The sequence below is a fragment of the Reinekea marina genome (assembly GCF_030409715.1).
Classification (GTDB): Bacteria; Pseudomonadota; Gammaproteobacteria; order Pseudomonadales; family Natronospirillaceae; genus Reinekea; species Reinekea marina.
In genome coordinates this window covers 2,252,726-2,278,097 of the sequence record NZ_JAUFQI010000001.1, presented here as the reverse complement: position 1 = coordinate 2,278,097, position 25,372 = coordinate 2,252,726, and the positions used below count along the sequence as shown (strand labels likewise).

Below are 25,372 nucleotides of genomic sequence, written 5' to 3'. Positions count from 1 at the left end.
ATTACGACAGTATTGTCTAAGGTTGCCTTATATGACTCTTGATAGCGATTCTGGTTTACGCGTATATGTATTAGATACAAATGTTTTAATTCACGATCCAAGCGCCATTTATAAATTCGAAGAACACCGCGTAAAAATACCCATGGTGGTGCTAGAAGAACTCGATAAACTCAAAGTAGGACCTACCTCCGTAGCCGCCGATGCGCGGCAAGCCGTAAGAACATTAGAAGGTGTTTTAGGTAAAGCCAGTGTTGCCGAGGTGATGAATGGTGTACCCATTCCTCGCGCCAGTGGTGAAACCTTAGGTCTTATATCTATTTTAATGCCAAATAAAGAGTCGGCTGAACAAAGTTTATCGAATCATTTAAACGATAATAAAATCATCAACGACTTACTCGCACTTCAAAAAAACGTGCTTGATGCCGAAGTCGTATTAGTGACCAAAGATATTAACATGCGATTGAAAGCGCGCGGCTGCGGTTTGCAATCGGAAGATTATCACAACGATCAATTAATCAGCGATTTAAACTCACTTGCAACAGGTTATCACGCTATAGAAGGCAGTTTTTGGGAGCGCGTAGAGGCCATAGCACCGCAACGCCCAAGTGGTGAAAAATACCATGTTATGAGTAAAGAAGTTATTCAACAACTGGTTGGAGCACCCGTATATGTTAATCAGTTTTTATACGATGAAAATGACTTTGTTTGCCGCACACATAAAGACGATGGCGAGAACATAGCGATAGAATTATTAAACCACGGTTCTATGATGCGTCAAAAAGCTTGGGGGTTAGCACCGCGAGATATTCATCAAGCCATGGCTATTCATTTATTGCTGAGCCCAGATATAGATTTAGTCTGTTTAAACGGCGCGGCAGGCAGTGGTAAAACCATTCTTGCGCTAGCCTGCGCATTGGAACTGACCGTCGAAAAAAGTATTTATAAACGAATTTTGGCCACTAGAAGTACACGTGGTTTAGATGAGGATATTGGCTTTTTGCCAGGAACAGAAGCTGAAAAAATGCAACCGTGGTTAGGTGCATTTACCGATAATTTAGAGGTTCTGCATGCTGAGGATTTTGATCCAGTCAGCAGTGAAGATTACGTCGGATCGAAAGTGCCCATCCAGTTTAAAAGCTTAAACTTTGTACGAGGCCGAAGTTTTCAACAAACGCTTTTGATTGTTGACGAAGCTCAAAACCTGACCCCTCATCAGGTTAAAACCATCGTGACACGAGCCGGGCAGGGTACAAAAGTAGTTTGCTTAGGAAACTTGGCACAAATAGACACGCCCTATTTGGGGTCGACCAGCAGTGGGCTTACTTATATCAGTGAGCGTTTTAAAGGCTTTGAACATGCTGGATCTATTACTTTACAGGGCGTGGCACGAAGCAGGCTGGCTGCTTTTGCAGAATCTCACCTTTAAAGGTATGTTAGAAAAAACGCTTTAAACCCTGCTCAAGCCAACGTATTATGGAGCAGGGTAATATTAGAGGTATTCTAAGTGGTTGATTTAATTGTAGTAGACGATCATGACTTAGTCCGAATGGGGCTAGTTAAGTTATTGTCAGACGTTGAAGGTTTGCGTGTTGTCGCCGAAGGCAACAGTGGCGAACAAGCAATTAAACTCGCCAAACAGCACGAACCTGATGTTATGTTGATGGATGTTAGAATGCCGGGCGTAGATGGCATCGAAGCGACGCGTAAAATTAACCGTATTCTTCCCGATATTAAAGTTATTGCAGTAACAGCGTGCGATGACGACCCATTCCCTACAAGATTGCTACAAGCGGGCGCTTCAGGCTACCTTACTAAAGGGGCTTCTACCGACGAAATGGTGAAGGCCATTAAAACCGTCATTGCTGGGCAAAAGTATTTAACGGCCAAAATCGCTCAAAAGTTGGCCTTAAATAGTTTAGGTGCATCGGAGAATCCATTTAACGATTTATCCGATCGCGAAATGCAAATTGCCATTTTAATTTGCTCGTGTAAGAAGGTGCAGGAAATATCCGATAAGCTTTGCTTAAGCCCTAAAACGGTGAACACTTACCGCTATCGTATTTTCGATAAGCTCGGGCTTTCCAGCGATGTTGAGCTGACTCACCTAGCGATACGGCACGGTTTATTAGAACCTCAAGAAATGGTGTAACTGCAACATCTATGTCTGACCCGACTACAGAACCCCAAGCCGAACCTTTCGATTCAAAAGCCTTTTTACGAAATTTAACCGCTCGCCCCGGTGTATACCGCATGTTCGATGGCGAACACAATTTACTGTATGTCGGTAAAGCAAAAAATTTAAAGAATAGGGTATCGAGCTACTTTCGCTCGCGCGGGCTCACCAATAAAACCGTGGCTTTGGTGTCGCATATTCGATCGATTGAAATCACCATTACCCACAGTGAAACCGAAGCACTATTACTAGAGCAGACGCTGATTAAAAAGCATCGCCCGCCCTATAATATTCTATTGATGGACGATAAATCGTACCCCTATTTAAAGCTTTCAACGTCGCATTCGTCGCCAGGATTATACGTTCATCGCGGTTCAAAAGGCGCAAAAGATGAATATTTTGGGCCGTTTCCAAGTGCGCATGCAGTACGAGAGAGTTTATTGTTATTGCAAAAAGCGTTTCGGATTCGTCAATGCGAAGACAGCGTGTTTAGTAATCGCGAAAAGCCTTGCTTGCAATATCAGATAAAACGCTGCAAAGCCCCGTGTGTTGGCTTGGTATCAGAGCAAGAATACAAAGAAGATTTAGATAAAACCCGCGCTTTTTTGCAAGGCAAGAGCCAAGACTTGGTAAAAAAAATAGAACGTGACATGGACGCCGCTGCCGAAAAATACGAATATGAACGAGCCGCCGATTTACGCGACCAATTGTTGTTTTTAAGAAAGGTGCAAGAGCAACAATTTGTTTCGGGCGCTAAAGGCAACGTTGATGTGTTTGCTGTAGTAAAAGAAGCCTCGGGCGTGTGCATTCACTTTTTAATGGTACGAGATGGTCGCATGATCGGCAGCCGCAGCTTTTTTCCAAAGCCGGGAATAGAGGAAGACGAAAGCTTAATCATGACTGGCTTCTTAGCTCAATACTATTTAGCGCGCGCCAATACCGAATGCCCTACGCAAATATTATCGAATGTTCCGGTGCAAGAATCAGCTTGGCTGGAGCGCGCTTTAAAAGAACAATTCAATCGCTCGGTCACTATTAGCCACGCCGTTCGTTCCACTAACGCTAAATGGCTTGAGTTAGCTAAAACCAATGCAGGCGAGCAATTAAGTTTGCGTATGTCGCACGGTAAGCAAGTTACGCAACGCCTAGAAGCGTTGCAGGAAGCGCTAGAGTTAGAGCAAATACCAGAGCGCATCGAATGTTTTGACATTTCGCATTCCAGTGGGGAAGCCACGACAGCCTCGTGCGTGGTATACGACAGAGACGGCCCTAACAAAAGCATGTATCGAAAATTCAATATTGAAGGCGTGACCGCAGGTGATGATTACGCCGCTATGCAGCAAGCCATTCATAGGCGTTATGCAAGGCTGCAAAAAGAAGACACTAAATTACCCGACTTACTGATTGTAGATGGCGGTAAAGGGCAAATGAGTATGGCTCGTGAGGTCATGAACGAACTCGGTGTGGCCATACCGTTGTTAGGTGTCGCTAAAGGCGAAACCCGTAAACCAGGGTTAGAAACCTTGTTTTTCGAAACACCCGATCAAACGATTACCTTACCCAACCATTCGCAAGCTTTGCATCTCATTCAGCATATACGAGATGAAGCTCATCGCTTTGCTATTACAGGGCACCGAGCGCGGCGTGGCAAGCAGCGATTAGGCTCTGTGCTAGATGATATCCCTAAAGTTGGGAGTACGCGCAGAAGGGCATTGATACGCCACTTTGGCAGTGCTCAGGCAGTTAAATCGGCCAGCGTTGATGAAATTGCCAAAGTGCAGGGCATATCGACGGCACTTGCTCAGGATATTTATACTTTTTTGCACACGAATTAAACCAAATAACCTATTTTCAATGAATGTGTTTATAATGCGCCGATAGATTTTCAAGGACCACTATGAATATTCCAAATTTGCTGACGATGTTTCGAGTCATACTTATTCCAGTATGCGTCATCGTGTATTACTTACCTTTTCAATGGGCGTATTTAGCGACGGCCATTCTTTTTACCATAGCCGCCGTTACCGATTGGTTCGATGGGTATCTAGCGCGCAAGCTGGGGCAAATGACACCCTTTGGTGCATTCCTAGACCCCGTAGCCGATAAACTGATAGTTGCGGCCGCCTTAGTGGTCTTGGTTGAATCTCACGCCAGCTTTTTTATGACTATACCTGCCGTTATTATTATTGGTCGTGAAATTGTGATCTCAGCATTACGCGAGTGGATGGCAGAAGCTGGCAAACGTGCGAGTGTCGCCGTTAACATGTTAGGTAAGCTCAAAACGACGATGCAGATGGTATCTATCATTGTGTTACTGGCTCAATCGCCAGATACAGTTAATTTTGTCAGCAACTTTGGTTTAATTGCATTACAAGTAGCGGCTGCTTTAACTTTATGGTCGATGATCGTTTACCTGAAAGCTGCATGGTCCGATCTAAAGCCGCAATAGCGGCTTTATTTTTGTGATCAGTGCGCGAAAACGCGTAATTTTTGTTCGATTTGATTAAATATTGACTGGTTTTTTAAAAAAACACTATAAAAATCAAAAAGTTATAAAATAATGTTTGACAACAAGTGAGGGATGCTTAAAATGCGTCTCCGTTGTCAGGGCATACAGCCAACAACAATTAGCGGGAATAGCTCAGTGGTAGAGCACAACCTTGCCAAGGTTGGGGTCGGGAGTTCGAGCCTCCTTTCCCGCTCCAAATTATTAAAAATAAGCGGTTGCGCGCTTGTTTGGCACAATCAGCAGCAAGCTGTTAAAACATTGCAAATTAGGCGCGGTGGCAGAGGGGTCATGCAGCGGACTGCAACTCCGTGTACGCCGGTTCAATTCCGACCCGCGCCTCCACTACTTACTCAGTGGACAAGTTTCAAAATAGAGTAAGTGTTCTTTCCACAGTAAAGAGCAGCAGTAAGGTAACAAAGGACGGAGACGTCCAAGTCTTTTAGCGGGTGTGGTGGAATCGGTAGACACACAAGACTTAAAATCTTGCGACTTAACGGTCGTGCCGGTTCAAGTCCGGCCACCCGCACCATTTCCTAGAACTTCCTCAGCTTTTAAATCATCTTCTCATGCCGTTAGGTAGTTGAGAGTTTTCTCTTATCTGAAAAATTACGCTACTTTTTTATTTTATATTGATGTTCAAATTGACAGGTATAAATTCCTGGTTCAATATGGAGCCGTATTGGGTATGGCCGTCATAGTTCCGTAAATTGAATACTAATGAAAGTAGGGACGAACGGGTTTTTAGAGAAGCTTAAATTTAAAATGAACTTTCATGAAAAAACTGATAATTATGTCAATTTTTATGGCTTCACCATTTACATTTTCTGAATGTGTAATAGAGCTTAATCGTGAAGAAATAGTGCACCGTTTTAACAGCGGCGAGCTTATCTATAGGTTTCCCTTTCAACATAAGGTTAAGTCGTCTGAGTTAGATTACAACGAGAAAATCATGGATGGAGATTTATCTAGTATCAGAGAATCCTCAGCGGCTTCCTTGAAATTACTGCAAAAAGACAGAGCTAATAAATGGGTTGCTACCGTTAATGATGATCGGGCAAAGCTAATTTATGCTGCAGAAGTAGAGTCTAACTATAGAAAATGGCTATTCCAGAAATTGGATGGCTGTTGGTATGTAAGCGGTTTTTTTGAAGGAACTCCTTAGTATAATGCAAGTTGCAGCAATTCCTTAAGAATTAACACGACCCGTGTTTTTATAGGGTTACTTTGTGCTTTATAACTAGTGGCGTGTAAAACTATGGCTTATTTGCCTCTAGTTTCCGACAAAAAATTATCTATTGTTGATGTTTAAAATATATTTGATGCCATATAAAGCATGACACATACCCAGACGATAAAGACCAAGTTTAAGGCTAAGCTGATCATGTTTATTGCAATCACTCCAAAACTGAACCAAAGAAAACACCCTGAAATCAAAGCCCCCAGAACAAAACAACTGAGCCCTAGTGGTCCATCTACCTTTAAATTGCTATAAGGTCTGATAACTTCAAATATTAGTAGGGCTCCTAATATAAAGAACAAAATCGAAATAGTTGATAATAAGTAATTAACCATATTTAGTTTCATAGTGTCCGTTCTTGAGTGCAAATTAGGTATATAGCCAAAAGTTGCTATGCATTCATTGCTCAACGTGACCTAAATCCTGTCGGCCAAACTTTTTCATTGAAGTGCATAAGTATTTATATATCCGTTGAGGTTAAAAATACAGTACTTAAATGGACAAACCATCTAAAAAGAATGAAATTAGGTTTGCGGGAATGTTTGTATTTTAGACGTAAGGTTGAGTATTTATTAGCCTAAAAGCTTTTATGGCACTAACCTAAGCAAATAGGCTCCCTGAAGGTATTTTTGTTCTGGTTGCTATAGAGATACCGATTCAAATCCAAAGTACCTAAGCTGCAGTTTAAACAGCATAGTCGAGGTTGGCATGAGTAAGTCTGATAAATTTTGGGATAGTAAAGCTAAGGGTTATGCGGAGAGTCCGATTTCTGATGAATTAACGTATCAGAAAAAGCTTCGCGAGACGCAAGCTACCTTGTCTACCGGCATGCAGGTTTTAGAATTTGGGTGCGGTACTGGCACAACGGCTGTATATCATGCTCCTTATGTGCAACACATTTACGCCATCGATATATCTGAGAAAATGATTGAGATTGGCCGGAATAAGGCAAGAGAGGCTGATATTGATAACATTACTTTCTCGCGTGGAACTTTACAAGAGTTTAATGCTAAAGCGGATAGTCTAGATGCAGTATTAGGTTTAAATGTGATTCACCTAATGGAGGACTGGCAGTCTGCGATTACTGAAGTTGCCAGAATTCTTAAACCTGGTGGAGTATTTGTTAGCAGTACGGCCTGTATTGGGCATTCTTACTTACGCTTCATAAAATTGCTTGCTCCAATTGGAAAGCGATTAGGGCTTATGCCCGATGTATTTGTATTAACCGAATCAACGCTGCTCTATGAAATCAAAAAGGCGGGTTTTTCAATTGAAAAGCAATGGAGTCATGGCAAGAATGGCATTAGTGTTTTCATCATTGCACGAAAAATATGAACCTCATTATATGAAATATAACAATTCCGCTTCACGAGTGTAGGATAGGGCTACCATGTACATTTAGCACCAAAATATGCTACCTGCGATTCAGTTTTGTAGGTTTTAAAATTAAACAAGCAATGTTAATGTTCAAATTGACAGGTAGGTGAATAGTCGACATTATGATTGAAATTAAGGTACTAAGAAACATGGATGGTGTTTACCTTAGCGGAATATCTAAAAAAAAATAAAAAGACAAGTGATTGATTAATAAGGAGCTATGGCAATTGAATCTTTTAGAATTGATTTGTAACTTTCTAGTAGCAATTGGCATTATGTACTTTGCAAGTAAAAGAATGTTTCAAAATATTGAATTGAAACAGTTAATGTTGTTCGTAGTTGCTGCCTATATTGTCTTGCCTATACCAACCTATGGAGCGGCATTCCATTTAATTGCTTTTGTTACCTGCCTTGTAAAGTGGGGTGATACAAGTGGTTTTGAGGCTTTGGCTTATGTCGTAGGAAGTTTTGTTGCTGCTTCCTTAGTTGGTGATTTTACAGCCTACGTAATTCAGAATGGCTCTCTTCCTCATAGCCTAAATGAATATTTCTCAGATAGAAGTATTTGAATTAAATTGGAACTAGCATTCTCGATCTTTTATGAATTCATTTTCGGGTAGTTCCGTTTCTTTGTTAATCTTCTTTTATGGTCGATACAAGGCATTCACTATTAAGTCTTAAGGGGTTTTCAAATGAGCACCATTGTTATTTTTGGGAATTCAGGGTCGGGGAAGTCTTCCTTAGCCAAAAAATTGGCCAAGAAATACCAACTAGCTCATTTAGATTTGGATACAGTGGCATGGCAGCCGATCATGCCGCCCGAGCGAAAGGCTATTGAAGAATCAGAAAACCAAATAATCGAGTTTATTGAGAGCCGCCCTAACTGGGTAATTGAAGGCTGCTATTCAGATTTATTAAAGCTTGTCATGCCAAAGGCCAGTGAAATCATCTTTCTCAACCTACCTATCTCAGAGTGTATAGACAATGCGAGGAATCGCCCATGGGAGCCTCACAAATATGAATCTAAAGCTGCACAAGATGCAAATTTAGACATGCTCATTAGCTGGATCACAGATTATAACAACCGTACCGATACTTTTTCTAAAGTGGCTCATGAAAAGCTATACCGTGATTTTAACGGGAAAAAGACCGAGCTTGTGGCAAATGTTAGTGACGTTTAGTGATTTTTTATATCTGTAATAGGTAAATACACAACTATAGTACGAACAATTAACCTTCTTTCGAATGAATCACCTTCATATATTCAGTGCATATATTAGTATTGAGCTAGTCAATATTAACTAAAAGTAATTGTTCATAGGTGGATAAAAGTATGGATATAGATTTAACGTTGTCGCAGGATTTAATCGCGAAAGCATTAGAGTTTGCGAAACACAAAGAAGTAGAAATAGCGGTTGCGGTTGTAGACAATCACGGTGAATTGGTTGGGTTTGCTAGAACAGATAATGTAGCTAAACACGCCATCGTCTTAGCGCAAAACAAAGCGTACACGTCAGCCAGAGACCGGCAAAAAACATCGAGCTTAGCTCAATGGGCACGAGAAACTCATAAAGGGTTAAGTTACTGGACAGACCCAAAGTTTACTGGTATTGCTGGCGGAGTACCTATTGAAGTGAAAGGTAAGGTTCTAGGGGCTATGGGAGTCAGTGGTTTAGCTGAAGCCGATGATGAAGCGCTAGTTGTAGAAGTTATAAGTGCCTGTTGTTGATGTTGTTGTTATTTTTGTGAACAAATAGATTTTTAAAAAGCTCTTGGAATCAAGTCAGAAATCCAAGAGCTTATCAATGTTATCATTTAAACGTTTATTAAGGCATGCACAGTGTTTTTCGCGAAACTTGAATCAATTTATCTACTCCGTTTTCTTCAGTAAAGTAAAATAAAAAGGTTGAACCAGGTTCGTCAACAGTAACATTGATCACATCAATTGAAAGTGAACTGTCTACAGGAGTCATTAATTCTTGATTTACGCCTGAGTACTCGGAAAACTGTAATTTCATATTTGGCCAATTCTCTTTTTCCCATGTAAAGGTTTCTCTTATGTGCAACTCTAGTAATTCAGTAAATTGCTCTACTGGTATGTTGGTTAAATTTAATTCATAAGATCGGTCACAGTAATTCTCTGAATAAAGGTCATCTGTGGTACCAATGTGTTTATAATTAATATTATCTTGTCCTCTGCCTCTTAAAGGAGCGCTTTGTAGCAATTTATTAATAAAGTCTTCTACAAATTCATTTCGACTCATAGGAATGTTCATACCAATATCATTTTCGAAGTAATCGACAGTTGTTAATAAATTTGTTGAACCATCAGAGTTTTCTTTTTCTACGATTAGCTGACCAATTTTCCCGTCAGGCCAATTAGGAGTCCACGATTGACCAATTGTGTAAATGTACTTACCGTTCCTAAATTGATACTCAGGGTATGACATTGATCCACCCGATCGATAATATTGTCCATTGTTTAGGATTAGATCTGGTTTAGAACTTTGGGGTTCACTGCCTTTCCAGACAGCGTATCGATATTGGTCATTGACCAACTGATCTACTCTGATATTAAAGCGTTTCGAATTCCACGATAAAATAGGGCTCTCGAACTCATGTAAGCTAGGGTGGAGGTTCTTTTGCTGTGCTGCTAGCACACTCTCAATTTTTGTTTTCCTTGCCGCTGTTTCATAGTGAATTCTAAATATTCCCCCTGACTCTGCTATCCAAATAATGCCGTTTTCTAGCATAGATCCTTTCCAGCCCATTGTGCTCCAGTTGTTTATGGAGGATTGCGCAATTTTTAGCTGGATTGAATCGTCAACGACCTCAGCGATCCTTTTTACCATTTCGGTTGGGGTTTTTATTGGAGGGAGTGGGTTAGGCATTTCGAAAGGGTATTCAAATACCAGCGACATGCACTCAGGAGACCCCTCACGGAACGCGGATATCACATAGGGAAGACCAGATTGGACAAACTCAGTATCTGCCTCAGTGAGTTGCAACTTTAATTCACTTACATATTCTTGGCATTGTTCAGGGATATTGGTCGTGTTTATCGCGAACACAATCGTACTTGCAGAAAATAAAAGTGTGGTTACAGAAATTTTTTGTAATTTTTTTAATGCTTCATTCATATTAGTGAGGACCACAACGACAGCATTTGTCAGTGTCCCGTCTCCTTGCCATAGAGTAAATGGTTGAAATCAGTATGGATACTGAAAACGTATAAAGGAAATATAACAGAAAGTACTGAATATAAAATGAATCACAATATAGAAATTCGGTAACAACTACCTTCATTTAGGTTAGCTATTTGGTTCAAACACACTTTCTGTGCTTGCGAATGAAAAGGTGATTATCACTGATATTTAAAATGGCATTGGCTTTCCATGGAGCTGGCCACGCTTGCCGTTGGTGCCGTGATGGTTTGGCGGTACAAATACCCGTTTCTAACGATACCTATTGCAGTAACGATGTGGTATTTATCTGGGGGGTATGGCAATAGCATGAAGCATATCTAACCCTCAAAGCTAGAGGTGTGTTACCACAAAAGCTGCGCAATCTGTTGAAATTTAAACATTAATAACCTATATATAAATACTACATAGGTGGAAGAAATATGAAAATTGAGCCAATGATAGTGGTTGCCGAACCTCATGTTAACCCTAATGCAAAACACCATGAAATATGGCTTCATGACCCAGACGGATACCTTGTAGTTGTATGTGATAATTATGGTGATGCAGCCTAGACGAACTGTATAGGGGCAACTAATTTATAGGCGATAAAATGCAGCACTTACAGGAAACACGAACCCGTTGCCCATACTGTGCAGCTACCCTAGATGTCTTACTAGACCCAACCGATACCGGTGAAAACTATATTGAAGATTGTCAGGTTTGTTGCAAGCCGATTACCTTTGTGGTGTCTGACTTAGGGGGAGGGCAGCTAGGCTTGGCGGTTTACAGTGAAAACGAGGCGTTTTAACGTTCGTATTAAATTGTGTATTATTCTTTTAGCTCTTCAATACGGTACACCCCTTTTTTGTTTATCATTAATCGATAGTATTTCAAAATATCACTCGAGCTAGACTTAAAAGTAATGCAGACGTTTATCGCAAACTTTTGGCGGCCGACAAACTTTTTAGTTTTACCGTCTTCGTAAAAGTAAATGTTCTTGCGAGTATCTGGGAAATTCCGAATCATTCTGGCCAAATTGAGTTTTATGTTGTCATACATTTTGTCGTGCTCAGAGGTGAATGAGGACGAAGACAGCGTAAATGATTTTTTGTACAAGAACACATGGGGTTCTTCAGCCTTGCGGCTAGTTAATAAGTTTTTCTCTCTTATATCTAGAATATTTTCCGGTACTTTATCCTTTTTCAAAAATCCGCAAGCATCTTTAATTGTGGCCACACGAGTATTATTGTCTTTAGTGCGTACGGCATATTTGTACGAGTAAAACCTTTTGCTTAGCACTTTATATATAAAGCTGCGACTTAAGTCTTTTAAGCGATCTTTCAATATATAGGAAATAACTAGGGCGTAAAAAAAGGTGGTGCTGAAGTTACCAAATTGCTTTTGGGTGTAAAAGGCAATGGCTGTCGCAAATGCCATCGAAGCTGCAGCTGCAAGCCCAAATACCATTTGCTCAGTAAATATACCTACTGGCTTCCGGCTAGTATTCAGTAAAATAGGGTGGTCTAGGTAGCGTTGAACTTGCTTCATTCGCCAAAGCAGCTTATCAGCACCTTCTTCACTAGCTTCATACTCTCTGAAACCTTTGTCGTGGTAATAGGCCTTTTCCGATTCAATTAATCCATTAACGCTATCTTTCCATGCATCTTTAGGTAAAGATTTTAGACCCTTCAACTCAATTGAAAGTGTAATAAGTTTTTGCTGAAGGTACCAACTTAGATGGCTGTCTAAAAACTGAAAAGTACGGTAAAAACGGGCTTGTTCTTTTTTGGGTTCTACTTCTCTAAGCAATTTAAATAAGTGCTTTAAATGAGATAATGTTTCTTCCAATAGCTCAGAATTTTCAGTTTTTACAATATCACGAAAGGTTGATTTTATCGCTTTTCGCCATTGAACACTGAGCAAGCTAACTTGCTTCCAATAGGCGTTGTGATTGTCGTTGTTGTCGGTGCGGATGCGACCTAATTTTGAAATTTGTACATGTGATTTAACTAAATTTGGGTTGCCATAAAAGTAACCTTGCTCTGTTACCATGCTTTGGTAAAACATGTCGTCGGTGAAGGTGTAGGCATTCACCCCCAGTTGATCAGGTAAAAAGAAATAAACCTGCAGTTTAGAATCAGAGCTTTCACGCGTGATCTTCGACTCAATTTCAATATGAAATTTATCAAGCAATCGAAAATAGACCATTAATGTTCTCCGTGTTTACAAACTGGGGTATTAATTTAAATTGCCCTCTTTAAAACAGTATTTAAGCTATGCACTTTATCGTAAGCAACTTCTCAGTAAATTCAGAAAATCCATAACCACCATTATTTTCCATCACTACAGAAGGGTGGTGGTGCAGTTTATCCCAGTAATGCGAAATATTGGCAACGCCGGCCGTTAAAGGTAGAGCTTGAAACATAGCTTGATCATTCATTGAATCGCCGATGTAACAGCAATGTTTAGCTATTTCGCTTTCAGTTAAACCCTTAGCATTCAAATATTTAAAGGAAGTTGCCTTTTTGGAGTGTTCTCCATACCAGGCGTTAATGTGTATAGAGCTCGAGGTAGCATGTGCGCCTAAGGCTTGAATATTAAACGTAATTTCTTCAATGATTTCGTTGTCTACACGGGGTCTATTTTGCCCAATATCAATCGAAACTTCGCATAATCGATAAGCCTGATCGAGTGTAAGGTTTAAATCGGGATACTTCATTAGAATCTTAAGCACTTGTTCCTTTAATTGAGATTGCTGTGCCTTTAAAGTGTCTAAAGATAGGTCAGCGCTGATTGTTAAGTATCCATTTTTCTTTTCTAAGATAAAGGCGCCATTTTCACCAAGCACAGCATCCACTGGCCAAAGCTGAGCGATATGATCGCACCAGCCCGCACAAGCGCCGGTAACAGCAATTACTTTGATCCCTGCTTGCTGAAGCTTATTTAATGCGATCAATGCTTCGGGTGGTAGTTTACCTTGCCAAGTGAGGGTGTCGTCTACATCCGTCAACACCCATTTAATGTTGTTCCATTGCTCAGTTAATGCACTTTGCCCTGTGGTCATAACGTAGTTGGCTATCCTTTCAATAAGTTTGGTAAAAACATGACTAAGCCTTCAGAGAAGGTGAGTAGCAATAATACTGCAATAAGGGCAACTAAAAGTGGCGCTACTTCACGCACGAAATCGACCATACGTACTTTTAGTATAGAACAAACTGTGAACATCATCGAACCAAAGGGCGGTGTTACACCGCCAATCATTATATTAACTATTACAATGACACCAAAATGCACTGGGTTAATCCCTAAATTGAGAACGGCAGGGAGTAATAGTGGCGTTAAAATAATCATGGCCGCACCGCCTTCAATAAACATGCCTACCACGAGTAAGAGTGCATTAATAAGCAGTAAAAGCACGAGTTTATTGTCGGTTAATTGAATTAAAGCCGATGCCACTTCATGTGGGATGCGCTCTAATGTCATGTAATAGCCAAAAACCATTGCACCAATTATGATAAACATTACCGCGCTTGTACCTTGAATGGTTTCTTTTAAAATTAAAGCAACATGATTGAGCTTAAGCTCTTTATAGACAAACACACCGATTATTGCGCACAAAAGCACAGCGATAGCACCTGCCTCTGTGGGTGTAAATAGTCCAAAACGCATGCCTAAAATTATTCCAAACGGAATTAATAGGGCAGGAATTGCTTTCAAAAAATAACCCCAGCGTTCTTTTGCCGACGCCGGTTCTGAACGAGATGGTTTGTACCCACGTTTATGTGAAATTATTGAAATAGCAAACATCAACGCAATAGCCATTAGGAAAGCAGGTACATAGCCGGCAATAAACATTGAATGCACCGATACATTGGCCAGCAGTGCAAAAATTATGAGGTTAATACCAGGCGGTATGACTGGGCTGATTGCAGAAGATGCTGCAGTAACTGCAGCAGTGAAGCTCAAACCATATCCACGCTTTGTCATTTCAGGTGCCAGAATTTTAGATTGCATAGCCGCATCAGCATTAGCAGAGCCTGAAATGCCTCCCATAAGTGAGCTGAGTAATACGTTTACATGAGCTAAACCACCTGTTTTATGCCCAATAATAGAATCTGCAAAGGCCAATAAGCTTCGGCTGATTCCTGCGTAGTTCATAATAGAACCCACCATGATAAAAAAGGGTATGGCGAGCAGTGGAAAAGAAGAGGCGGATGAAATAAACCTTTGCATGACTAAGCTGACCGGCAACGATGTATTAATGAATAAAAAATACACTAACGCCGATGCGATCAATGAAAACGCAATGGGAATATTGATTAAAAACAGTATAAATAACAGGATGATCGGTAAAAATATTTCCACGTGAGCGTCCTAAGAAATTGGTGTCGTTGAAGTAGGGTGTTTAATTAATTTGAACTCTTCTTTCATAAAGCGAAGTGTATGAAACGCCATTAAACTAAAGCACACCACTAACACGCCGTTAATAGTGAAATAAGACATGCCCATAACGGGCGTCACTTTTTTAGAGAGCATGGTGTAATCGTAACTTAAATACGCTAATACGGTGTTGAGCACCAACAACAAACTGAAAACACACAGTCTGAAAACTGGCTTTGCTCGTTCAGGTAATAGCGTTAGTACAACATCAACACCCATGTGAAGTTTATGTTTGTAACAAGAGCTAATACCAAAGTAGGTGGCCCAAATAAAGCAAATTACAGAGAGTTCTTCTGTCCATGGAATGACAAAGCCAAAGCAATATCGCAGAACTACATTTAATATCACGATTAGAACCGTCACTGAAATGGCTAACGATGCTAGTACTTCTTCAAAATTCTTCAAAAACCACATAGGTTCCCCGAAGCTTAATTAATCAAAAAAAATCGGCCCTATTGCGCCTATAGCGCATTAGGGCCGTCAGTTAGTGCGCTTATTGTGCTGCGCGTATTTTTTCTAACTCGGCATTGATTGTTCCGTGAATACCTTTGCTCCACTGCGGGAACTGGTTATAAACTTCAGCCGTAAGCTTACTAAAAGCAGCGCTGTCTACTTCGTTAAAAGTAACACCTAGATCTTCAAGCTTTTGCTTAAATTCAGCATCCAGCTTAACTACAGCGTTGGTGTTTGAAATAGCGCCGGCTTCAAGCTCTTCCATCACAATTTTTTGTTGTTCAGCGGTTAATTTATCCCAAACTTTAGGAGAAATGTATAAACCAACAGAACCTAAGAAGTGTTTTGTGAAAGACATGTTCTTAGTCACTTCATACATCTTAGTGCCATACATCGTTAAAATAGAACCTTCGAATCCATCAACAACACCCTGTTGAACGCCAGAATAGGTTTCTGGGAATGGGATCGGTGCTGGAGCAGCGCCCATGGCTTTCAGTGTACTGATAAACAGTTGGCTCCCAGGAACTCGAATTCGCATTCCTTTCATATCTTCAGGTGTGCGGATTACTTTGTTCGTGATCATATGACGAAAACCAAACACGTAATCGGCGGTTAAAACTTTGATGCCTTTTTTCTCAGCTTGAGCTGATAAGTCGGCAACCATGTCAGTTTTCATCATGGCAAGGTATTCATCATAAGAACGATATAGGCTTGGTCCCGCTAATGCAGCAAAATCTGGAACAAAATCGCCCAAATAGCTTAAGTCTTCTACAGCTATCCAGTCGGCACCGTTTACAACTTGCTCTAGGTTATCTTTGTATACAGGTAGCTGCCCACCAGGGAAAACCTGAATGTTCACATCACCATCGGTTCGGGCACGAATTTTATCCGTTACTTGGATTAATTGCTGAGTAAGCACCTCGTTTTCAGTGAAAACTAGGCTCATATTAATGTTAATTTTATCAGCAGCGGCCGTTGTAGCCACGCCGAATAGGGTAGCGGCTGTTAAAACCGACCCAATTAGCAGCTTTTTCATTGAGTTAACCTTCTTAAAAGTAGTGAAATTATTGTTATAGTGCATAAATATGAACCTGTGATGAAACGCAGCTCTTATTCGTGCTGGGTGATTTTTACCATATACTTATGAAAAAGTGTATTCATATGAACACTTTTATTTTCAAATGAACATAGAGATAAAGTCAAATTGAAAGGTTAGTGCATGTCGTTAAGCCCAAGAATGCAACAGATTAAGCAATATTTAGCCGAGCACGGAGAAGTTCAAATAGATGTGTTGGCGAATATATTTGAAGTAACTACCCAAACCATTAGAAGAGACGTTAACCTATTATGTGAGCAAGGTATTGCAAGGCGAGTTCATGGCGGTGTTAGTTTGCCACCAAGTTTAAGCAATACCAGCTTTGAAAATCGTATCGATGTGGCCTGTACTGTAAAACAATCGATTGCACAGGCTATCGTTCAGCAAATACCAGAAGGTGCTACGGTAATGCTAGGTATCGGTACGTCAATGGATTATGTGGCTAGGCAGCTGGTCCTGTTTAAATCATTGAGGGTGGTCACAAATAACTTACAAGTGGCACGAACATTAGAGGCAAGCGATGGCATCGAGGTTTACCTTTCTGGAGGTTTGATCCGCAGTAATTACCAAGATTTAGTCGGGCAAAGTACATTACGTTTTTTCAGTGAGTTTGAAGCCGATATCGGTATTATCGGATGTGGCTCCGTCAGTTCTAGTCAAACTGCAATGGAGCATGAACCTCAAGAAGCTGAAATATCTAAGGCAATCTTAGCCAATGCGCGAGAAAGCTGGTTGTTTGCCGACGAGAGCAAATGGCAGTTGAACGGTTCAGTAAAAGTAGCGAGTCTAAATAGCTTTTCACGCATATTTACCAATAACGCCGATGTTCCATGTGATCTTCCCGTTCAACAGGTAACTACCAATCGCTAACGGTACAAAGTTCAATGGCAATAAGAGATTTCACTACACAGAATAGATATACACCAATAGCATGCTTATTATCACATTGTGATAACCCCCTCATTTTCAATGGCTACCTGATCACAAGATAAACAGATTGAATGGTTCGGGCTGTTTGATTTAGCTAATCTAGCCGTGCAATTTTGCAATCAAAATGGGAGTGGGGTGATACATGGAATTAAAAAATTGGTTATTCGCGGCTATTGCAATTACTGCGTTAGTCGCATGTGCTGGTTCAGGCGATGGTGAAGGCGCTGATACTGGTTATTCAGGCAAAGAATCTGCCGCTACGGTCAATGAAGAAAACAAAGACGATATTGCAATAGCTTCTTCAGTGGGAGCTAAACAAGCGATAGAAGCGAGTGCTGCACCGGGTAGGGCGCTGGTGCCTAGAGCACGTTCCGTAGAGCCCGTACTTGAACATCACATACTAGCTTTGAATGATTTTTTCGGTGAAGCTAAAGGTAGGGGCTATGTCGATTTAAGTAGCTCAGTTTGTGAAGCTGGCGGCTCTGCTGGCTATACCTATGATGAAAATAATACTACTGGATATGGTACCTTTTCCATTACATATAATAATTGCCGTTACAGTTATGGAGGTGAAACGGCAGCTATTGATGGGTTTGCAACCTATACGAACAATGAAGATGGATCACTGCGTTACGAGTACGACATAACAGTAAGCTATGGTTCAGAAAGCTACAAAATTACCGCAATCTATGAATGTGATGCAGAATTTAATTGCTCATACAGCGATGAATTTTCATACAGTGGTACAAGTTATCGCGTGTCGAATTTCAGTGTGAGTGGCAGCGCTTCTTCTGGGTATGATGTTGAAGCTAAGGTGTATCATGAAGATTATGGTTACATCACAATTGAAGGAACAGATCTGATCAGCTGTTCAGAGGGTGGTTTTTCTTCAGGAACAATTGTGGTAACTGATAGTACAAGTGCCAACGTTTTAACCATTACTTTTGTGAGCTGTACAGAAATGACCATTGTTTACAACAATGTTTCTTCTACTGTAACTTGGTAACTGAGTAAAAAGGTTAATCTTACTTGGCTTCACATTAGAGTAAAAAAAGGCGCTTATAGCGCCTTTTAAATTAACTTTCAAACTTTAAAGTATAGTTTAACCTTCGTTTAGGTCTTCCAGTTGATCACTGAACCAGATCTTTCGTTTAAAGCGAGGATTTTTAGAAGACATGTCAATTTTATATGGGTTCATGTCTTCAGTTTGTGCTAATCCTAAGATTTTATTTAGCTCTTGCGCAATCCATTTTTCAACTTTTAAGACCACCATTTTTTTACGCAGGCGGCCTTGTTCGTCTCGGTTTAATATAGTGGGTAGGGTATTCAGTGTAAGTATTTCTCCAATGGCAGGGTGGGCCATACGTTCGCGGCCTTCATCACTTGCGTAAAAATGTGAAACAGCAAATACCATTCGTTCTGGGCTAATTTGTTTTAAGAATTGGCACGACTTAACGACTGTTGAACCAGTTCTAACCATGTCATCAAATAAAACGATACTGCAGCCATCTAACCCTTCAAAGGTGTGCTCGCTTTCTTTGTGGAGAGTGATTTCTACTTTACGCTCATTTGTTCTGACTTTATCGAGCATAATAAATTTGGCTTTGCTTAAACCAATGGTATCAAACATGGTTTTCACGAAGTCCCTGGCGCCTTTATCCGGGGCACATAACACTAAACCTTCACCATTAGGACCGTAATTCAATATATTAGAATTTAACAGGTAGTGTGAATAAATTTCATAGGGGATAAGGTTATGGAAATCACCTTCAAATACGTCTGAAAATATCTTTTGCACAGAGTAAGAGTGATTGTGAATGGTTAAAACTGCATCTACTCCAGATACTTTTAAAAGTTGTGCATACAACTTAGAGGTAAAAGCTTGGCCATCAAACTTTTTAATATCGTGAATATCTCGTTCGAAAAGTGTTTCGCCTAAATCAGCGCTCGGACCACGATCTTGAGCACTGAAAAATAAATCTGGCTCAACTAAAAAAACTTTTTCCGCCCCGTTTTCCTTTGCTGTACGAGCAATGAAAAAGTTTGACATTGCTAACTCTTGTCGGCTTTTTACATGGCTGCTGGTGCTGACAATGACAACAGTTTTATCTTTTAGGTTGTTGCCTATGTTTTCTAAATCATTTTCATCGGAAATAAATCGCGGGCAAAACTCAGAGTTCATAAAATGCTTCATGCTGATGAGGTCGGCGATGTCTTCATGTTGACCCATTGCATAAGCTACGTCGATAGCGAAGGGATTATCAGAAGAGTTGCTTACTACGACGACATTATTGGACCGTTCGGTCGAAAAACCCATGAGTTTATCCTATTTAAGTGGTGGCCGGAAAATTGACGATATTCTACTGGTTGAACCAGTAAAAGGTTAGTGTGTTTTTATACAGATACGAAAATAAATGTAGATGCGAGGCTAAAAATATTCAAATTATGGTTTGTAAAACAAACTTCATTCGTAAATAGGCATAATGCGGGCGCTGGGTTGATTGCAAAGTGAACACCTTAACGAGGGGAAAAGCAGTTGTGACGGAGATTTCAACCTATATGGGCTGCAGCCAGTTTATTTTTCATTATAATTAGCGTGCTCAGTACAGTTATGTAGACTGCGCTAGAGTACTTCCTATGTGATTCAAATTCAGCAGCCGTTAGGGTGATAGGTCATTAATGGTCAAACACCGCTACAAGTTCGCTAGTTACAATTCGATGGAATTGAGATTTGAGTTTTATCTACGCTTTTATTGGTAATTAGCTATGCAGTGGTTTTTAGAGTTATTTCAGTATTCCGAACAAAGTCTTTTCAGCGTAACCGAATATAGCTCTTGGCTGGTGTTACTGTCGGTATCTATTGCTGTTTTTGCTTCGTATATGGGGTTTCAGGTTGCAGGGCAAGCTTCTACAACGGTAGGGGTGCGTAAGCATGTATTTTTAATCGTCGGCAGTGTTGCGCTAGCAGGCGGTGTTTGGTCTATGCACTTCATAGGCATGTTGGCGTTGCAAATTTGTACAGTGGTGACCTATCGATTGGACATTACCGCCTTGTCTATTATACCGGCCATTGTCGCTTCTTGGATTGCATTGAATCAACTTACTCATAAAAACATCACAACCCAGCAGTTAATCGTTTGTGGGGTTTTAGTTGGGGCTGGCATTGGAGCTATGCACTATATTGGTATGGCCGCAATGGAAATGGCTGCTTTTCTTCGCTACAACTTGGCTGTATTTCTCATTTCTATTTTGGTCGCTGTTGCGTTAGCTATTTTATCGCTTTGGGTACGCTACGGGCTAGATAGTCATGGAAGTGTATCGCTGACTCCAAACTTCAAAATACTTATATCAAGCCTTGTGATGGGCGCTGCTATATCTAGTATGCATTATACGGGCATGGCCGCAGCAAGATTCGTATTGCCACCAGGGATGGACCCTTCAATTCAATCAGGAGAAATATCTCTAGTTTTAGCCTCGATTATAACCGCGATTACTATTTTGATGATTATTTTAGTGTTGGGTGCCAATCTTATTTTTAGGTATCGCGATAAGTCAGATGCAGCCCTACGCAACGAAAAACGCCTCATTGCAACAATGGATACAGCGATAGATGGCATCATTACGATTGATCAATTCAGTATCATTATTAGTGTGAATAAGGCAGTGACAACCATTTTAGGGTGGCAGGAAAATGAGCTAATAGGTAGGCCGCTTGATGCGTTAAATATTGAAAAAAGCTTATTGGGCAAGGTAAACAACTCATCACTTGGGTATACCATTGATGAGGATACCGAAGTCAGTGACGTGTTCGGCGAGCGTATTCCAATTCGTTTTAGACTCGGTAAGGTTGATCTAAGTGATGCTAACCTCAGCGTGTTGTTTATTTCTGATTTACGGGAATACCATCGCATGAAGGCTGAAATTAAACGCAACGAGTCACAAATTCAGGCAATTTTGAGCAATATACCGGGCATCACATTTCGCGCCATTTACGATCCAACTTGGCCTATTTTGTTTGTAAATGATCAGGTTGAAAATATTTTAGGGTACCCGAAAGAAGACTTTATGTTACCTAACCCAACTCGGAGCATTAACGACTTTTTACACCCTGAAGATGTTGGTGTTTTTGAAAGAACCGATTTGCTAAACCCGAACGGCTATCAAATTGAGTATCGAATTATTGATCGCAAAGGCAAAATTAAGTGGTTGCTTGGCTACGGCCAAGCTACTCAGGTGGAGGGTATTGAGTCGGCTTGTTTAGACGGCTTTTTGATGGATATTAGTGATCGGAAAGAAATGGAATCTGAGCTGGTTCAAGCCAAAGAGACGGCTGAAAAAGCGGCCGAATCTCGTGCAAACTTTCTAGCCAATATGAGCCATGAGATCCGTACTCCTATGAACTCGGTCATTGGGTTTAGCGAATTGTTGTTGCTTGACCAAGTTACCGATGAACAACGAAGGCAGTTGAAAACTATTAACCAATCTGCCAAATCACTTTTACACATTTTAAATGATATATTAGACAGCGCTAAGCTCGATAAAGGTAAGTTTGAGCTTGAATACCGAGATTTCTCCTTAGTTGAAGAAATAGATACAGTGGTTTCAACGTTTTGGCTGCAAGCGCAACAAAAAGGGTTAGAAATTAATTTAAACTTGCCTAAGAAACTAAAAGATCAGTTTAACGGTGCACCGGATCGAATTCGTCAAGTTCTTACTAACCTTATTGGAAACTCCATTAAGTTTACCCAGCAAGGCTCCATTTCTATTGATGTCAGCCAAAGTGAAAAAGGATGCACAACCTTTAGCATTTCCGATACGGGAATAGGCATGACCAGTGATCAACTTGAAAATATTTTTGAGCCGTTTTCGCAGGCCGATGAATCAATGAATAGACGGTTTGGTGGTACTGGCTTAGGAACCACCATTAGTAAGCAACTGGTAGAGCTTATGGGGGGGAAGATTTCGGCAAAGAGTGAGGCTGGCGTTGGATCAACATTTTCTTTTACCATTCCATTAAAACCAGCGCAGCAAGTTACTTTACAAGCTAGTTCAAAAGCCAATACCGAATTGCCTGAGCTGTCAATTTTAATTGTAGATGACATTGAACAAAATCTAGACCTACTCACTAGATTGTTGCAAAAAGATGGCCATTTTATTCAGTGCGCACGCAATGGCCAAGAAGCACTTGAGGTGCTAGAAAAGAGCTCAGTCGATGTTGCGTTAATAGACATTCAAATGCCAATTATGGATGGATTAACAGCTTCGAAGATTAGGCGTAAGTATGAGCAAGATAACAACCTGGACTCAACGCCATTGATCGCTTTAACGGCCAGTGTTTTGGCCGAAGATCGTTTGTCGGCTGAGCGTGCAGGTATGAATGGTTTTGCAAATAAACCGGTTGATATGCAACAGTTGAATCGTGAAATTGCAAGGGTATTAAATGGTGAAATGTTAGAGCACATAGAGCCAGATTCGCCTTTAACCGAAACAGATCCTAGCACCGCTAGTAAAATCGTCGATGTTGAAAAAGGCGTCTCTTTATGGGGCTCTAAAACGAATCTATATAATGAAGTGAAGCGATTTGTTGATAATTTAACACCGGAGTTGGCTTCATTTAAGCAATTGGCAACTGAACAGAATTTTAGCTCGCTTGCTGCTATAGGACACAAGTTTAAAGGTGGTGCAAGTAACGTTGCTATTGTAAAACTTGCGGCAGCTTTCGATAGCTTAGAGGCAAGTAGCTCAGCTACTGATATGCCAGCCACACTTGAAGCAATAGATACAATATTCATCGAGTTAGAGGCGTTGAAAGCTTGTATGCAGTCTCGAAAGTCGATGCAAGAAGGTGAGCTGTCAGAAAGCACAAACACTGGCAGTAACGACCACTCACTTGAGTCATTGGTGCACATTGCAGCTGAGTTAAAAGAGCTAACCGATAATAACGAAATAAATGATGATTTACTGAATCAGCTGGAGAAGCTGCAAAGTTATAGTCCTGTGCTGATTAACGAAATTATAGAGTCGTGCAATAATTTTGAATTTGAGCTTGCTTCTGAAAAAATTAATGAATTGCGAGAGGCGGTTGGTGTTTAATCAGTTTGATAGAATAGGAAAACACGGTGACAAATAATAAACAAAGGATTTTAGCTGTTGATGACGAGCCTACGAATTTACGAGTGCTTAATAAAGTGCTCGGTGATACCTATAAGTTGATCTTTGCCAAAAGTGGTCAAGAAGCTATTCGGCTTGTTGAAAAAGATAGCCCAGACTTGATTTTATTAGATGTCATGATGCCCGATGTAACCGGCTATGATGTTTGTAAAACACTCAAAGCTAACCCTAAATTTAAACATATCCCAATTATTTTTATTACGGCTTTAAGTGATCCTGATGATGAAGCTGAAGGCTTAAATATAGGGGCGGCTGACTATATATCTAAGCCTATTTCGCCAGCGGTAGTGAAAGCACGCGTTAAAACGCACCTTTCATTAGTCGATGCCCAAGTTTTAAGAGATACGCGCTTGCAAGTTATTCAGCGTCTGGGAAGGGCATCTGAATATAAAGACAATGAAACGGGAATGCATGTTATGCGCATGAGTCACTATTCAAAGGTTATTGCTCTAAACGCGGGTTTTTCTGAGCAAGCAGCCGATAATCTTTTTCATGCCGCTCCCATGCACGATATTGGGAAAATTGGTATAGCCGATGCAATCATGTTGAAACCAGGAAAGCTCACTGAAGAAGAATTTGAAACCATGAAGAATCACCCTCAGATAGGGGCGGAAATTCTTGGAGACTCTGATTCAGATTTAATAGAGCTTGCAAAAGTAGTGTCGATGACTCATCACGAAAAATACGATGGCTCTGGCTACCCAAACAAATTAAAGGGTGAAGATATTCCCATCGAAGGAAGAATTGTGGCTATCGCCGATGTATTTGATGCACTCACTAGTGTAAGACCCTATAAAGATGCGTGGCCAGTAGAACAAGCCATTAGCTTTATAGAAAGCCAAAAGGGGTTACATTTTGATCCTGTTTTAGTTGATGTGTTTGTTCAAAATTTAGACGAAGTGCTGGTTATTAAAGAGCGCTGGAAAGATTAGTGAGTGAGTGGGTTTACAGTCTCTATAGAAGTGTCTTGTGAGCCATAGCAGAAACCGCTAGTGCGCAGCGGTTAAATTTTATAAAATTGATAAAACAACTCAATAAATGGTGTATTTTCATGGGCAGAGCCTACCAAAACCGTAAAGAATCCATGGCAAAAACGTCTGATATGAAGGCGAAGATATACAGCCGATACAGCCGTGAAATCTATATGTGTGCTAAAACGGGTGGCACAGAAATAACGGGCAACTTGGCTCTAGCTTCTTTGGTCGATCGAGCAAAAAAAGAGCAAGTACCTGCGCATGTTATTGAAAAGGCTATCGATAAGGCCGCGGGCGGTGGTGGTGAAGATTTCGCCGTTGCTCGCTATGAAGGTTTTGGTCCTGGGAATACGATGGTGATTGTTGATTGCTTAACTGACAACCCAAATCGTACTTTTGGTGACGTTAGAACCTGCTTCAATAAAGTAAAAACTAAACTCGGTGGCCAAGGCTCAGTGAGCCATATGTTTGATCACAGCGCTATTTTCTCATTTAATGGAGAAGATGAAGAAGCGATACTTGAAGTGTTGATGGAAGCCGATGTCGATGTTTCAGACATTGAGCTAGAAGACGGAAAAGTAACGGTATTTGCACCCCATACTGAATATGCAAAAGTACGACAAGCATTAAAAGATGCTTATGAAGGCATAGAATTCGATGTAGAAGAGGTTCAATTTGTACCGCAGATGCTGACCAAAATAGAAGGCGAAGATGTTGAACAATTTGAAAAATTTCTTGAATTGTTGAATTTTCTAGACGATGTACAAAACGTATATCACAACGCCGAAATAGACTAAAACTTCTGCTATGTCATGGTCTCTTTGAAT

Annotated in this window: 30 protein-coding genes and 3 tRNA genes; 23 read left to right on the top strand and 10 right to left on the bottom strand. The window is 40.6% G+C overall.

Annotated features, from left to right (window positions below; translation table 11 throughout):
• The first annotated feature begins 31 nt into the window (after positions 1–31).
• The 6 genes from QWZ13_RS12290 (at position 32) to QWZ13_RS12265 (ending at position 5,024) form a co-directional block, all read left to right on the top strand.
• Positions 32–1,426: a PhoH family protein gene (locus tag QWZ13_RS12290; protein ID WP_290282026.1), complete on the top strand. Its 1,395-nt coding sequence runs from the start codon at positions 32–34 to the stop codon at positions 1,424–1,426.
• A gap of 78 nt (positions 1,427–1,504) precedes the next feature.
• Positions 1,505–2,149 (top strand): UvrY/SirA/GacA family response regulator transcription factor, encoded by a 645-nt coding sequence (uvrY, locus tag QWZ13_RS12285; RefSeq protein ID WP_290282025.1) that lies wholly within the window; start codon positions 1,505–1,507, stop codon positions 2,147–2,149.
• An 11-nt stretch (positions 2,150–2,160) separates the two neighbouring features.
• Entirely contained in the window at positions 2,161–4,008 is a 1,848-nt protein-coding gene (uvrC, locus tag QWZ13_RS12280; RefSeq protein WP_290282024.1) for an excinuclease ABC subunit UvrC, read from the top strand.
• Between the two features lie 62 nt (positions 4,009–4,070).
• Entirely contained in the window at positions 4,071–4,622 is a 552-nt protein-coding gene (gene pgsA / locus QWZ13_RS12275; protein WP_216001603.1) for a CDP-diacylglycerol--glycerol-3-phosphate 3-phosphatidyltransferase, read from the top strand.
• Between the two features lie 181 nt (positions 4,623–4,803).
• Positions 4,804–4,878 (top strand) — tRNA-Gly (locus tag QWZ13_RS12270).
• Between the two features lie 72 nt (positions 4,879–4,950).
• Positions 4,951–5,024 (top strand) — tRNA-Cys (locus tag QWZ13_RS12265).
• Here the strand turns inward: QWZ13_RS12265 and QWZ13_RS12260 are convergent.
• Positions 5,025–5,150: a hypothetical protein gene (locus QWZ13_RS12260; RefSeq protein WP_290282023.1), complete on the bottom strand. Its 126-nt coding sequence runs from the start codon at positions 5,148–5,150 to the stop codon at positions 5,025–5,027.
• Here QWZ13_RS12260 and QWZ13_RS12255 point away from each other — a divergent pair.
• Together QWZ13_RS12255 and QWZ13_RS12250 are read left to right on the top strand one after the other, a co-directional pair.
• A tRNA-Leu gene (locus QWZ13_RS12255) sits at positions 5,125–5,211 on the top strand. The genes QWZ13_RS12260 and QWZ13_RS12255 overlap by 26 nt on opposite strands.
• Before the next feature lie 243 nt (positions 5,212–5,454).
• Positions 5,455–5,844: a hypothetical protein gene (locus QWZ13_RS12250; RefSeq protein WP_290282022.1), complete on the top strand. Its 390-nt coding sequence runs from the start codon at positions 5,455–5,457 to the stop codon at positions 5,842–5,844.
• Positions 5,845–5,987: 143 nt separating this feature from the next.
• Here QWZ13_RS12250 and QWZ13_RS12245 read toward each other — a convergent pair whose 3' ends face one another.
• The gene (locus tag QWZ13_RS12245; protein ID WP_290282021.1) at positions 5,988–6,254 is read right to left on the bottom strand and encodes a hypothetical protein; all 267 of its coding nucleotides are present in this window, start codon (positions 6,252–6,254) and stop codon (positions 5,988–5,990) included.
• A gap of 27 nt (positions 6,255–6,281) precedes the next feature.
• On the opposite strand from QWZ13_RS12245, the gene QWZ13_RS12240 reads away from it, so the two are divergent.
• The 6 genes from QWZ13_RS12240 (at position 6,282) to QWZ13_RS12215 (ending at position 9,025) form a co-directional block, all read left to right on the top strand.
• A complete protein-coding gene (locus QWZ13_RS12240; protein WP_290282020.1) occupies positions 6,282–6,500 on the top strand; it encodes a hypothetical protein in 219 nt (72 codons plus the stop codon).
• A gap of 127 nt (positions 6,501–6,627) precedes the next feature.
• Positions 6,628–7,254, top strand: a complete 627-nt coding sequence (locus QWZ13_RS12235; RefSeq protein ID WP_290282019.1) for a class I SAM-dependent methyltransferase — start codon at positions 6,628–6,630, stop codon at positions 7,252–7,254.
• 245 nt (positions 7,255–7,499) lie between these two features.
• Positions 7,500–7,865: a hypothetical protein gene (locus QWZ13_RS12230; protein ID WP_290282018.1), complete on the top strand. Its 366-nt coding sequence runs from the start codon at positions 7,500–7,502 to the stop codon at positions 7,863–7,865.
• 77 nt (positions 7,866–7,942) lie between these two features.
• Positions 7,943–8,134 carry a hypothetical protein gene (locus tag QWZ13_RS12225; RefSeq protein ID WP_290282017.1) on the top strand — a complete coding sequence of 64 codons (192 nt, stop codon included), beginning with the start codon at positions 7,943–7,945 and terminating at the stop codon, positions 8,132–8,134.
• The gene (locus QWZ13_RS12220) at positions 8,049–8,477 is read left to right on the top strand and encodes a P-loop NTPase family protein (protein WP_290282016.1); all 429 of its coding nucleotides are present in this window, start codon (positions 8,049–8,051) and stop codon (positions 8,475–8,477) included. The genes QWZ13_RS12225 and QWZ13_RS12220 overlap by 86 nt, the downstream gene beginning before the upstream one ends.
• Before the next feature lie 152 nt (positions 8,478–8,629).
• Positions 8,630–9,025: a GlcG/HbpS family heme-binding protein gene (locus QWZ13_RS12215; RefSeq protein WP_290282015.1), complete on the top strand. Its 396-nt coding sequence runs from the start codon at positions 8,630–8,632 to the stop codon at positions 9,023–9,025.
• Positions 9,026–9,122: 97 nt separating this feature from the next.
• Here the strand turns inward: QWZ13_RS12215 and QWZ13_RS12210 are convergent, their stop codons facing one another.
• The gene (locus QWZ13_RS12210; RefSeq protein ID WP_290282014.1) at positions 9,123–10,367 is read right to left on the bottom strand and encodes a hypothetical protein; all 1,245 of its coding nucleotides are present in this window, start codon (positions 10,365–10,367) and stop codon (positions 9,123–9,125) included.
• Between the two features lie 293 nt (positions 10,368–10,660).
• Complete coding sequence (locus tag QWZ13_RS12205; RefSeq protein WP_290282013.1) at positions 10,661–10,810, bottom strand: hypothetical protein; 150 nt, start codon at positions 10,808–10,810, stop codon at positions 10,661–10,663.
• A 111-nt stretch (positions 10,811–10,921) separates the two neighbouring features.
• On the opposite strand from QWZ13_RS12205, the gene QWZ13_RS12200 reads away from it, so the two are divergent.
• The gene (locus QWZ13_RS12200) at positions 10,922–11,053 is read left to right on the top strand and encodes a hypothetical protein (RefSeq protein ID WP_290282012.1); all 132 of its coding nucleotides are present in this window, start codon (positions 10,922–10,924) and stop codon (positions 11,051–11,053) included.
• 38 nt (positions 11,054–11,091) lie between these two features.
• Complete coding sequence (locus QWZ13_RS12195) at positions 11,092–11,289, top strand: CPXCG motif-containing cysteine-rich protein (protein ID WP_290282011.1); 198 nt, start codon at positions 11,092–11,094, stop codon at positions 11,287–11,289.
• Between the two features lie 20 nt (positions 11,290–11,309).
• On the opposite strand, the gene QWZ13_RS12190 is transcribed toward QWZ13_RS12195, so the two are convergent.
• The 5 genes from QWZ13_RS12190 to QWZ13_RS12170 all read right to left on the bottom strand — a co-directional run bounded on the left by QWZ13_RS12190 (position 11,310) and on the right by QWZ13_RS12170 (position 16,455).
• Positions 11,310–12,689, bottom strand: coding sequence for a hypothetical protein (locus QWZ13_RS12190; protein ID WP_290282010.1), 1,380 nt, complete (start codon positions 12,687–12,689; stop codon positions 11,310–11,312).
• A 61-nt stretch (positions 12,690–12,750) separates the two neighbouring features.
• Complete coding sequence (locus QWZ13_RS12185; protein ID WP_290282009.1) at positions 12,751–13,545, bottom strand: HAD-IIB family hydrolase; 795 nt, start codon at positions 13,543–13,545, stop codon at positions 12,751–12,753.
• A gap of 11 nt (positions 13,546–13,556) precedes the next feature.
• Entirely contained in the window at positions 13,557–14,846 is a 1,290-nt protein-coding gene (locus QWZ13_RS12180; protein ID WP_290282008.1) for a TRAP transporter large permease, read from the bottom strand.
• Positions 14,847–14,855: 9 nt separating this feature from the next.
• Positions 14,856–15,335: a TRAP transporter small permease gene (locus QWZ13_RS12175; protein WP_290282007.1), complete on the bottom strand. Its 480-nt coding sequence runs from the start codon at positions 15,333–15,335 to the stop codon at positions 14,856–14,858.
• A 79-nt stretch (positions 15,336–15,414) separates the two neighbouring features.
• Positions 15,415–16,455: a C4-dicarboxylate TRAP transporter substrate-binding protein gene (locus QWZ13_RS12170; RefSeq protein ID WP_290282006.1), complete on the bottom strand. Its 1,041-nt coding sequence runs from the start codon at positions 16,453–16,455 to the stop codon at positions 15,415–15,417.
• A 138-nt stretch (positions 16,456–16,593) separates the two neighbouring features.
• On the opposite strand from QWZ13_RS12170, the gene QWZ13_RS12165 reads away from it, so the two are divergent.
• The 3 genes from QWZ13_RS12165 to QWZ13_RS12155 all read left to right on the top strand — a co-directional run bounded on the left by QWZ13_RS12165 (position 16,594) and on the right by QWZ13_RS12155 (position 18,406).
• Positions 16,594–17,340 carry a DeoR/GlpR family DNA-binding transcription regulator gene (locus QWZ13_RS12165; protein WP_290282005.1) on the top strand — a complete coding sequence of 249 codons (747 nt, stop codon included), beginning with the start codon at positions 16,594–16,596 and terminating at the stop codon, positions 17,338–17,340.
• 581 nt (positions 17,341–17,921) lie between these two features.
• A complete protein-coding gene (locus QWZ13_RS12160; protein ID WP_290282004.1) occupies positions 17,922–18,047 on the top strand; it encodes a hypothetical protein in 126 nt (41 codons plus the stop codon).
• 110 nt (positions 18,048–18,157) lie between these two features.
• Positions 18,158–18,406, top strand: coding sequence for a hypothetical protein (locus QWZ13_RS12155; protein WP_290282003.1), 249 nt, complete (start codon positions 18,158–18,160; stop codon positions 18,404–18,406).
• Between the two features lie 96 nt (positions 18,407–18,502).
• Here QWZ13_RS12155 and QWZ13_RS12150 read toward each other — a convergent pair whose 3' ends face one another.
• Positions 18,503–19,717, bottom strand: a complete 1,215-nt coding sequence (locus QWZ13_RS12150; RefSeq protein WP_216001618.1) for a phosphoribosyltransferase family protein — start codon at positions 19,715–19,717, stop codon at positions 18,503–18,505.
• Positions 19,718–19,786: 69 nt separating this feature from the next.
• Here QWZ13_RS12150 and QWZ13_RS12145 point away from each other — a divergent pair, with 69 nt between their 5' ends.
• The 4 genes from QWZ13_RS12145 (at position 19,787) to QWZ13_RS12130 (ending at position 25,342) form a co-directional block, all read left to right on the top strand.
• Entirely contained in the window at positions 19,787–19,912 is a 126-nt protein-coding gene (locus tag QWZ13_RS12145; RefSeq protein WP_290282002.1) for a hypothetical protein, read from the top strand.
• 254 nt (positions 19,913–20,166) lie between these two features.
• Positions 20,167–23,493 (top strand): MHYT domain-containing protein, encoded by a 3,327-nt coding sequence (locus tag QWZ13_RS12140; RefSeq protein ID WP_290282001.1) that lies wholly within the window; start codon positions 20,167–20,169, stop codon positions 23,491–23,493.
• Positions 23,494–23,519: 26 nt separating this feature from the next.
• Complete coding sequence (locus QWZ13_RS12135) at positions 23,520–24,503, top strand: response regulator (RefSeq protein ID WP_290282000.1); 984 nt, start codon at positions 23,520–23,522, stop codon at positions 24,501–24,503.
• A gap of 119 nt (positions 24,504–24,622) precedes the next feature.
• Positions 24,623–25,342, top strand: coding sequence for a YebC/PmpR family DNA-binding transcriptional regulator (locus tag QWZ13_RS12130; RefSeq protein ID WP_290281999.1), 720 nt, complete (start codon positions 24,623–24,625; stop codon positions 25,340–25,342).
• Positions 25,343–25,372: the final 30 nt, after the last annotated feature.

What these genes read in the sequence shown, in the direction of transcription:
- QWZ13_RS12290 (WP_290282026.1), top strand. Translation starts at nt 32, where the DNA reads ATGACTCTTGATAGCGATTCTGGTTTACGCGTATATGTATTAGATACA.
- uvrC (WP_290282024.1), top strand. Translation starts at nt 2,161, where the DNA reads ATGTCTGACCCGACTACAGAACCCCAAGCCGAACCTTTCGATTCAAAA.
- pgsA (WP_216001603.1), top strand. Translation starts at nt 4,071, where the DNA reads ATGAATATTCCAAATTTGCTGACGATGTTTCGAGTCATACTTATTCCA.
- QWZ13_RS12250 (WP_290282022.1), top strand. Translation starts at nt 5,455, where the DNA reads ATGAAAAAACTGATAATTATGTCAATTTTTATGGCTTCACCATTTACA.
- QWZ13_RS12245 (WP_290282021.1), bottom strand. Translation starts at nt 6,254, where the DNA reads ATGGTTAATTACTTATTATCAACTATTTCGATTTTGTTCTTTATATTA.
- QWZ13_RS12235 (WP_290282019.1), top strand. Translation starts at nt 6,628, where the DNA reads ATGAGTAAGTCTGATAAATTTTGGGATAGTAAAGCTAAGGGTTATGCG.
- QWZ13_RS12225 (WP_290282017.1), top strand. Translation starts at nt 7,943, where the DNA reads ATGGTCGATACAAGGCATTCACTATTAAGTCTTAAGGGGTTTTCAAAT.
- QWZ13_RS12215 (WP_290282015.1), top strand. Translation starts at nt 8,630, where the DNA reads ATGGATATAGATTTAACGTTGTCGCAGGATTTAATCGCGAAAGCATTA.
- QWZ13_RS12205 (WP_290282013.1), bottom strand. Translation starts at nt 10,810, where the DNA reads ATGCTATTGCCATACCCCCCAGATAAATACCACATCGTTACTGCAATA.
- QWZ13_RS12200 (WP_290282012.1), top strand. Translation starts at nt 10,922, where the DNA reads ATGAAAATTGAGCCAATGATAGTGGTTGCCGAACCTCATGTTAACCCT.
- QWZ13_RS12195 (WP_290282011.1), top strand. Translation starts at nt 11,092, where the DNA reads ATGCAGCACTTACAGGAAACACGAACCCGTTGCCCATACTGTGCAGCT.
- QWZ13_RS12190 (WP_290282010.1), bottom strand. Translation starts at nt 12,689, where the DNA reads ATGGTCTATTTTCGATTGCTTGATAAATTTCATATTGAAATTGAGTCG.
- QWZ13_RS12185 (WP_290282009.1), bottom strand. Translation starts at nt 13,545, where the DNA reads ATGACCACAGGGCAAAGTGCATTAACTGAGCAATGGAACAACATTAAA.
- QWZ13_RS12175 (WP_290282007.1), bottom strand. Translation starts at nt 15,335, where the DNA reads ATGTGGTTTTTGAAGAATTTTGAAGAAGTACTAGCATCGTTAGCCATT.
- QWZ13_RS12170 (WP_290282006.1), bottom strand. Translation starts at nt 16,455, where the DNA reads ATGCACTATAACAATAATTTCACTACTTTTAAGAAGGTTAACTCAATG.
- QWZ13_RS12165 (WP_290282005.1), top strand. Translation starts at nt 16,594, where the DNA reads ATGTCGTTAAGCCCAAGAATGCAACAGATTAAGCAATATTTAGCCGAG.
- QWZ13_RS12160 (WP_290282004.1), top strand. Translation starts at nt 17,922, where the DNA reads ATGGTACCTTTTCCATTACATATAATAATTGCCGTTACAGTTATGGAG.
- QWZ13_RS12150 (WP_216001618.1), bottom strand. Translation starts at nt 19,717, where the DNA reads ATGGGTTTTTCGACCGAACGGTCCAATAATGTCGTCGTAGTAAGCAAC.
- QWZ13_RS12140 (WP_290282001.1), top strand. Translation starts at nt 20,167, where the DNA reads ATGCAGTGGTTTTTAGAGTTATTTCAGTATTCCGAACAAAGTCTTTTC.
- QWZ13_RS12130 (WP_290281999.1), top strand. Translation starts at nt 24,623, where the DNA reads ATGGGCAGAGCCTACCAAAACCGTAAAGAATCCATGGCAAAAACGTCT.